We start from the raw sequence: 7344 nt of genomic DNA on the forward strand, positions 1-7344 counted from the left end.
CCCCGGACCACGTCCGAAGCCGCCGGGGCGGCTTCGGCGGTGGCCCCGGACGTGGTCCGGGCGGGCCGGGCGGACGCTGAATCGTCGCCGTCGTGGCGCGCTCTGCGAGAGGCGCGGTGTCAGGCGGCCGGGACGCCGAGGGCCGTTCCGAGGCGGGCCCGGCACCGGGTGAGGCTCTGGAAGGCGCGGCCCGAATCGCGCGCCAGGCGGATCAGGGCGGGGATCTGGCCGGGCTGGCGCGCGATGGCGGCCAGCACCGCGCGGATGTCGGGCTCGCCGTCGGGCTTCAGCGCCTGCGCGGCGAAGGCCGGGATCGCGCGGTCGGCCGGATCGCAGACGATGCGCAGGGCCGCGAAGGGCAGCCCGTGCCGCGCGGCATAGGCCGCCGCGACGTGAGATTCCATGTCGACGCCGGCGCACCCGGTGGCGGTGCGCAGGGCGGCCTTCGCGGACACGTCGATCACGGCGGCATCGACGCCGGCCAGCATGGCTTCGCGGACGGTTGAGCCCGATCCCGCCAGCGCGCGCATCCAGGCCGCGGCGATGGCCGGATCGGCCGGGTAGCGCTGCGTCGGCGTGACGATGGCGGTGGCGATCAGCACGTCGCCGGGCACCAGGGCCGGATCGAGACCGCCGGCGATGCCGAGACTGACCACGGCGCGGCATCCCGGCTCGTGCCGCGCTGCCAGGAGGGCGCGCAGGCGTTCCGGGTCGCCCCCCGCCCCGATTGCGCGAACGCCGGCGCCGGAGGCGAGGCGCGCCTCCTTGGCGAGGCCGGTCACGGCCAGGACGGGGAGGGCACCGGACGTGGCGATCGCGCTCATGCCGTTACCCGATCGACCGCGAACCAGAGTCTTCGACACAGACGTCTTCGCATCACGGGCCTTCGCATCACATGCCGAAGGCGACCGTCCGGGTATTGCTGCGCTGGAGGTTGCGGTAGCGCGCCATGGCCCAGAGGGGGAAGAACTTCGGGTAGCCGTGGTACCGCAGGTAGAACACCCGCGGGAAGCCGGTCGCGGTGTAGCGCTCCTCGGACCAGAACCCGTCGGCGCCCTGGGTGCGGGTCAGATAGTTGATCCCGCGGGTCACCGCCGGATCGTCGGCCTCGCCGGCCGCCATCAGGGCCAGAAGCGACCAGGCCGTCTGCGAGGCGGTGGAGTAGCCGGGCTCGAAGGCCGGATCGATCTTGTAGGACGAGGCGTCCTCGCCCCAGCCGCCATCGGGGTTCTGGATGCGGATCAGCCAGGCGACGGCCCTGCGGATCTCCGGAGAGGCCGGATCGACGCCGGCCGCGTTCAGGGCGCACAGCACCGACCAGGTGCCGTAGATGAAGTTCATGCCCCAGCGGCCGTACCAAGAGCCGTCCTCCTCCTGGTCGTTCAGGAGGTAGGTAACGCCGCGGTCGAGGGCCTTGGAACTCTCCCGGGTCTCGCCGAGCTGCGCCAGCATCGAGACGACCCGGGCCGTGACGTCGGCCGTGGGCGGATCGAGCAGGGCGCCGTGGTCGGAGAACGGGATGTGATTCAGGTAATGGTGGTTGTTGTCGGCGTCGAAGGCGGCCCAGCCGCCGTCGCTCGACTGCAGGCCCTCGACCCACTCGCGGGCCCGGGCGATGGCGTTGCCGTAATCCTGCACGTCGGCGACGAGGCCGTGCTGGTGCATGGCGCGATCCATCGCCATCACCACCACGGCGGTGTCGTCGAGGTCCGGGAAGTGCGGGTTGGCGTACTGGAAGGCCCAGCCGCCGGGGCGGACGTTCGGCCGGCCAGCGGCCCAGTCGCCCTTGATGTCAAGGACTTGGAGCGGCTTCAGCCAGTCGAGGCCGCGCCGGGCCTGATGCTCCGCGTCGGGGCCCCCGGCCTCGAGGAGGGCATGGCCGGCCAGCGCCGTGTCCCAGACCGGGGACAGGCAGGGCTGCACGTAGGCCTCGTGCTCCTTGACGACCACGAGCTTCTCGATCGCCTCGCAGGCGATCCGCACCTGGGGATGGTCGGCCGGGTAGCCGAGCACATCGTACATCAGCACGGTGTTGACCATGGCGGGGAAGATCGCCCCGAGGCCGTCGTCGCCGTTGAGGCGCTCGCTGACCCAGGCCACGGCCTTGTCCGTAGCGCGCGCCCGCGGCGTCTTCGGAAAGTAATCCTGCGAGACCTGCAACATCCGGTCGATGGCACCGAAGATCGGCGTCCAGGGCCAGGTCGCGTGGGGGCTGCCGGGCCAGGTTCGCACGGTCTGCGGCGGGGCGACGAACAGCTCCGGAATACCGATCCCGCGGGGATTGCGGGCGAGCGGCTTCCTCGCCTGGATCACCAGCATCGGCACGATCACGCAGCGCGCCCAGTACGAGACCTTGTCGAGGTGGAAGGGGAACCACTTCGGCAGATGCATGATCTCGACCGGCATCACCGGCACCGCGCGCCACGGGACCTCGCCGAAGAGGGCCAGGAGGAAGCGGGTGAAGACGTTCGAATTGGCGGCGCCACCGCGGGACAGGATCGCCTCGCGCGCCCGGCGCATGTGCGGGGCTTCGATCGAATCGCCGCTCATCTTGAGGGCGAAATAGGCCTTCACGCTGGCGCTCATGTCGAACGGGCCGTCATGGACCAGGGCCCAGCCGCCGTGCTTGCCCTGCGTGCGGCGCAGGTAGTTGCCGATCTTGGTCTCCAGCTCCGGCGCGATCTCGGTGGCGCGGAACTGGTGGAACATGATGTATTCGGACGGGATCGTCGCGTCGGCCTCGAGCTCGAAGCACAGGTGGCCGTCGGCATGCGACAGCGCCGTCAGCGCCTGGGTCGCGCGCACGACTCCCCGCTCGACATCCTCGAGGGAGATCTCCTGAGTCTTCGGGCGCTGCAGCGCCTCGACCTTCCTGAATGCGTCCCGCATCGTCCTCGCCTCACCGGCCGCGCAGGCGGCCGCCTTATCTCACGCCGCGCCGCGCGCTCGTGCCTGTCCGCACGTGCCGGTCCTCCGGGCGAGGGCCGATGCGGCGGTTGTTCCTGAACGGATGGCTCCCTCGATCGTCGATGGCAGACCGGTCGCGGTCCAATCGCCTGCCAGGACGAGATTCTCGTGGGCCGTGACGGCGCCGGAGCGCCGCGCGGCCTCGGCCGGCGTTGCCGCGAAGGTCGCCCGCTTCTCCTTGACGATCTGCCAGCTGGGCAGTTCGGGTGCAAGACCGGTCAAAGTCACGATTTCGGACCAGATCTGACGTCCCAAATCTTCGCGCGGCACATCCAAGAGGCGATCGGCGCCGCTGATGGTCACGGATAGACGATCCGGATAGGCAAAGAGCCACTCCGTCATTCCGTTCACCACGCCGAGCAGTAACGGCGATCCCGGCGGCGGAATCACAGCAAAATGCGCGTTGACGATGGAGCGGTGGCTCTGCGGCGCCGGCAGGCCCGGCAGCAGGTCGCAGGCGACCCAGGGCGGCAGGGCGAGGACCACCGAGTCCTCGGGGGCGAGCGCGATGGTCTCGTCGCTGAAGACGAGGCCGGCAATCCGGCCGTCCCCGAGGGCGAGGCTGCGCAGGCGGTGGCCGAAGCGCAGCTGCGCGCCACGCCGGGTCAGATAGTCCACCGCTGGATCGACGAAGGCCGCCGAGAGGCCGCCGACGGCGACCAGCGGCCGGCAGGCCTTTCCGCCGGCCCCCAGGGTCTCGCGCAGGATCGTCGCCGCGAGTCCGGTGTCGCTCTCCTTGGGATCGGTGTTGAGGGCGGCCAGCAGCACCGGGTGCCACAGGCGGTCGTAGAGCATGCCCTCGCAGGCCATGCTCTCGCCGATGGTGCCACCCTGGCCCGGCGCCTTGCCGGCCGCGGCCTTCAGGATGCCCAGGGGCGCGAGGTAGTCGCGCGCCGCCGTACCGGGCACCCGGCGCGAGGCCTGCAGGACCCACCACGGCACGCGCCCTGCGTTGGGGCGCAGGGTCCAGCGCTCACCGGTCTTCAGGTCGGCGAAGGGGAAGGCCGCCTCGTCCGGGCCGGACAGGGCGCTCTCCGGCGCACCGATCGTGCGCATGAAGGCGAGCGCCGAGGTGTTGCCCGACAGGAGCAGGTGGTTGCCGTTGTCGATGGTCAGCCCGAGGGTCGGATCGTAGTACGAACGGCAGCGGCCGCCGGCCTGCTTGGCCGCCTCGTGCACGACGACGCGCGCACCGCGCTCCACCAGTGACACGGCGGCGGACAGCCCGGCGAGACCCGCTCCGACGATGTGGACCGTGCCCACCATCAGACGATCCCGTGTCGGAGGACGACGCCGAAGAGCGCGCGCTTGCTCGGCTTGACGCGAGCGCGGGGCTTCTCCCAGCCGCGAGCCAGGACGGCGTCGAGGTACAACCGATAGGCCGCCGCCATGAGGCGCGGCGCCTTGGTTACCTTGCGCGGGCACTTGGCGATGATGTCCCAGGTCGCCCGGTAATGCGCCTCGGCCTCGCGGGCGACGGCGATGCAGACCTCGCCGATGCGCGGATGGTCGATGGCGGCCTGCGGCGTCGGCGCGGTCAGGCCGATGGCGGCCAGCTTCTCGCGCGGCAGGTAGAGGCGGTTGCGTTCCGCATCCTCGTCGATGTCGCGCAGGATGTTGGTAAGCTGCAGGGCACGGCCTTCATGGTGGGCGAGGGCGATGCCCTCCTTCTCGGCGATTCCGAAGATCCGCACCGACAGGCGGCCGACCGCGCTGGCGACCCGGTCGCAATAGAGGTCGAGGGTGGCCTCGTCGGGCGCGACGATGTCCTCGAAGGCATCCATCGCCATGCCGTCGATCACCGCCTGGAAGTCCTCGCGCAGGAGACCGTAGCGGCGGATCGGCACGACGAGGTCCTGCACCCGCGGCGCCGGCCGTCCGGCATAGAGGTCGTCGATGTCGGCGCGCCAGCGGTCGAGCTCCGCGGCGCGCACGGGGGCGGGGCCACCGTCGTCGGCGACGTCGTCGACGGCCCGGCAGAGGGCGTAGACGGCGTACATCGCCGCGCGGCGATCCGGCGGCAGCAGGCGCATCGCCGTGTAGAACGACGAGGATTTCGCCGGAAGGGCGTCGACCGGGGGGGACGCGGTTTCGGCGGCGGGAGACAGGGTTGCGCTCATGCCCGGTTCCCTCGCGCGACCTTCGCGGCCTGAGCCTTCAGGGTCCGGCCTCGCAGGGGTCGGCGCGCCAGGGTCGCGGCGATGCCACCGAACGCGGTCAGGGCAAAGGCGGCCTTGCCGTGATGCACCTTCTCGCTCAAGGGATCGCGCGTCATCAGCCCCTTGCACAGCACGACGGCGAGGCGATGAATGGCGGCGATCTCCAGGCTGAGGCGCAGGTCGGCGATGAGGTCGGGCAGCACCGCGCCCTCGTCGAGCAGCCCCATGGTACGCTCCGCCAGCTCGCGAATGACGCCGCGGAGCGCCGGGGAGGCCTTCTCGGCGGCCAGCTCCGAGATCGCGGCACCATGCGAGTCGAGGGTCTCCTGCGGCAGGTAGACCCGATCGATCTTGCGAAAATCCTTCCCGCAATCCTGAAGGTGGTTGATGATCTGCAGGGCTGCGCAGATCGCGTCCGACGGCCCCCAGACGACGCTGCGATCCTCGCCGTGCACGTCGAGCACGTAGCGGCCGACCGGCATGGCCGACAGGCGGCAATAGGCGATCAGCTCGTCCCAGTCGGCGTAGCGGCTCTTGCGCGCGTCGAGGCGAAAGGCGTCGAGGAGTTCGAGGGCGTGCGTCGGCGCGAGCCCGCGGGCGGCGAGTTCCCGGCGCAGGGGTTCGGCGGCCGAATCGGCCGGGCGGGTGCCCGTCAGGTCGTCGGCCAGGGCGTCGAGGAGCTCGATCTTCCGCTCCGACGTCAGGCCCGTATGGTCGGCGACGTCGTCGCCGGCGCGCACGAAATCGTAGAACGCCAGGATCGCGCCGCGATGCTTCGGATGGATCAGGTGCGACGCGACGGGGAAGTTCTCGTCGCGGTAGCCCTTGCCGGTGCGCGCCTCGGTGGCTGTCTGGATCGTCGTGCTCATCACAGGCGTCCTTCCTGGCGGAACCAGGCGATCGCGTCGGACAGGCCCTCGCGGTAGGGCCGGGCGGTATAGCCGAGCTCGGCCCGCGCCTTCGCGTCGGAGAAGAACATCCGGTAGCGGGACATCCGGATGCCGTCGATCGTGGCGAAGGGCGCCTTGCCGGTGAAGCGGGCGATCTGCTCGGAGACGAAGGCGATCGGGTAGACCACCGCCCGCGGCAGGTTCACCGTCGGGGGCCTGCGGCCGACCATGCCGGCAATGTCCGCCAGCATCTGCGACAGGAGCACGTTCTCACCACCGAGGATGTAGCGCTCGCCGATCCGGCCGTGCCGGAGGGCCAGCAGGTGGCCGGCGGCGACGTCGTCCACGTGGGCGAGGTTCAGTCCGGTATCGACGAAGGCCGGCATCCGGCCCAAGGCGGCTTCCAGGATGATGCGGCCGGTCGGGGTCGGCTTGACGTCGCGCGGGCCGATCGGCGTCGAGGGATTGACGATGACCACGGGCAGGCCGTTGCGGGCGGCCATCTCCTCGACCACGCGCTCGGAGACGACCTTGCTGCGCTTGTAGGCGCCGATGGCCGTGGCGGGGGTGAGGGGACGGGTCTCGTCGGCCGAAGCGCCGTCGTCGTGCGGCTTGATGGTGGCGACGCTCGACGTATAGACGACGCGCTCGATGCCGGCCCGCAGGGCCTCCTCCATCAGGATCACGGCGCCGTCGCGGTTGGTGGCGACGATCTCCTCCGGATCCGGAGCCCAGAGGCGATAGTCGGCGGCCGCGTGGACGAGATAGCGCTGGCCCTGGAGAGCCCGTGCCACCGCCGCGCGGTCGCGCATGTCGCCTTCGACGATCTCGACGTCGGTCCAGGTCAGGTTGGTGCGCGGCGAGGTGGCCCGGACCATGATCCGGACGGGGAAGCCGGCCTTGCGGAAGACGTCGACCAGGGCCGCTCCCAGGAAACCGCTCGCGCCCGTGATGAGAACCGGGCCGGCATCGAACGGGCCGGAAGGGGTCGCCTGTGGCATTTCTCTCGTAAGGGTCTGAGGATCTTGTGCGTGCGCGGAGCCCGAAGCGGACTTCGGACCCGAGGATGGCGCGCTTTTGTCATCGAAACCGGTATCGGACAAGCGCAACGGGGACACACCCGGGCCGCAAAGCCCGGATGCTCCGTGCGTCCGCCCGGCGGCTCAGGCGAGCCGCAGGCGTCCCGACTGTCCCGCCTTCCGCTCGGGCAGGGCGTTCTTGACGGTCTGGAGGATGCCGGCGGCGTCGAGGCCGGCCTCGGCGTACATGGCGTCCGGCGCGTTGTGGTCCTGGTAGGTGTCCGGCAGCGTCAGCGTGCGCACCCGGAC

The 7344-nt window shown here is 70.9% G+C and carries 6 protein-coding genes; all 6 read right to left on the minus strand.

The features are described 5' to 3' along the window. Positions 1-119: 119 nt before the first annotated feature. A complete protein-coding gene (locus tag AC6EUL_RS22455; RefSeq protein ID WP_499872810.1) occupies positions 120-824 on the minus strand; it encodes a phosphorylase in 705 nt (234 codons plus the stop codon). A gap of 67 nt (positions 825-891) precedes the next feature. Next, complete coding sequence (gene shc / locus AC6EUL_RS22460) at positions 892-2889, minus strand: squalene--hopene cyclase (RefSeq protein WP_499872812.1); 1998 nt, start codon at positions 2887-2889, stop codon at positions 892-894. 39 nt (positions 2890-2928) lie between these two features. Next, the gene (gene hpnE, locus AC6EUL_RS22465) at positions 2929-4233 is read right to left on the minus strand and encodes a hydroxysqualene dehydroxylase HpnE (protein WP_056217404.1); all 1305 of its coding nucleotides are present in this window, start codon (positions 4231-4233) and stop codon (positions 2929-2931) included. Then, entirely contained in the window at positions 4233-5087 is an 855-nt protein-coding gene (gene hpnD, locus AC6EUL_RS22470) for a presqualene diphosphate synthase HpnD (RefSeq protein WP_499872814.1), read from the minus strand. The genes hpnE and hpnD overlap by 1 nt, the downstream gene beginning before the upstream one ends. Further along, positions 5084-5995 (minus strand): squalene synthase HpnC, encoded by a 912-nt coding sequence (gene hpnC, locus AC6EUL_RS22475; RefSeq protein WP_499872816.1) that lies wholly within the window; start codon positions 5993-5995, stop codon positions 5084-5086. The genes hpnD and hpnC overlap by 4 nt, the downstream gene beginning before the upstream one ends. Further along, entirely contained in the window at positions 5995-7017 is a 1023-nt protein-coding gene (gene hpnA, locus AC6EUL_RS22480; protein ID WP_056217413.1) for a hopanoid-associated sugar epimerase, read from the minus strand. The genes hpnC and hpnA overlap by 1 nt, the downstream gene beginning before the upstream one ends. Between the last annotated feature and the right edge of the window lie 327 nt (positions 7018-7344).

The organism is Methylobacterium sp. 001424705 (assembly GCF_059816145.1).